The sequence below is a fragment of the Stenotrophomonas sp. Pemsol genome, from assembly GCF_003586545.1.
GTDB classification, from domain to species: domain Bacteria; phylum Pseudomonadota; class Gammaproteobacteria; order Xanthomonadales; family Xanthomonadaceae; genus Stenotrophomonas; species Stenotrophomonas sepilia.
In genome coordinates, this window is the sequence record NZ_CP025780.1 from 2,160,883 (window position 1) to 2,162,128 (window position 1,246).

General features: G+C 65.7%; 2 protein-coding genes. Both read right to left on the reverse strand.

Features of this window, described 5'->3' with window-relative positions:
• Positions 1–1,085, reverse strand: a 1,085-nt coding sequence (locus PEM_RS10075; RefSeq protein WP_162911615.1) for a flagellin, incomplete at its 3' end; no start/stop codon positions are given.
• 72 nt (positions 1,086–1,157) lie between these two features.
• A complete protein-coding gene (locus tag PEM_RS20480; protein WP_341353011.1) occupies positions 1,158–1,238 on the reverse strand; it encodes a flagellin in 81 nt (26 codons plus the stop codon).
• Positions 1,239–1,246: the final 8 nt, after the last annotated feature.

Genomic DNA, 1,246 nt, shown 5'->3' on the forward strand with positions numbered 1-1,246 from the left:
ACCTGGTTGGCCTGGGCCAGCATGGCCGTACCGGCCTGCTGCAGGATCTGGGTGCGGGTCAGTTCTGCGGTTTCCTTGGCGAAGTCGGTGTCCTTGATGCGGCTACGCGAAGCCGACAGGTTCTCCGACGAGGTCTGCAGGTTGGCCACCACCGAGGTGAAGCGGTTCTGCACGGCGCCCAGGTCGGCACGAGTGCTGTTGATCGCACCCAGGGCCTTGTCGACGATTTCCATCGCCTGCTGGGCGCCCTTCACGGTGCTGACGTCCAGGTTGCTGGCGTACTTCGCGGCCGGCGCTGCAGCAGCAGTGGTGGCGGTGAAGGTCGGGGCGGTGGCGCCGGTCCAGGTGCCCACCGAAGCGGTGATGGCCTTGAACGAGCCATCGGCGTTGACGCTGTCCTTGACCGAGGTCAGGGTGACGCCAGCGGCGCCGTTCACTTCGGCGTAGACACCGGTCTCACCGATCTTGGCGTTGATGGCAGTCACCAGCGCCTCGCGGGAGGCCTTGCCGGTAGCAGCGGCGTCGGCACCCTGCTTGACATCGACGTCGGCGATGGTGACGCCATTGATCTGCAGGCCAGTGACCTTGAAGTCGGCGTTGGTGCCCGGGTCGGCCAGGGCCAGCGAGTTGGTGTCGAACTTGGCGCCGCCCAGGGCGTTGGCCTTGGCATCGATGGTCTTGTCGATGGCGATGGCCTGGCCGGCGTTGGCACCGACCTGGAACAGCTGGCTGGAGAACGAACCGTCCAGCAGCTTGGTGCCGTTGAAGTCGGACTGCTTGGCAACGCGGTCGATTTCCGAGACCAGCTGGGTCACTTCGGCCTGCAGGGCCTTGCGGTCGCTGGCCGAGTTGGTGGCGTTGGCGGCCTGCACCGACAGCTCGCGGACGCGCTGCAGGTTGTTGCCGATTTCGGTCAGCGAACCTTCGGCGACCTGGGCCAGCGAGATGCCGTCGTCGTCCTTGGCGCTGTTGATGCGCGAACCGGAGGACAGGCGCTGGATGGTGGTAGCCAGCGAGCTGCCGCTGGTGCTCAGGTTACGCTGAGCATTCAACGACATCGTATTGGTGTTGATGACTTGTGCCATGAGGAGAGGTCCTTGAGCGGTTGCACGTGAGTTGGGTCAGACGCCCCCGACGTGCCCCGGGGGCGGCTCATGTCAGCGCTGCAACAGGCTGAGCACGTTCTGCGGTACCTGGTTGGCCTGGGCCAGCATGGCCGTACCGGCCTGCTGCAGGATCTGGGTGC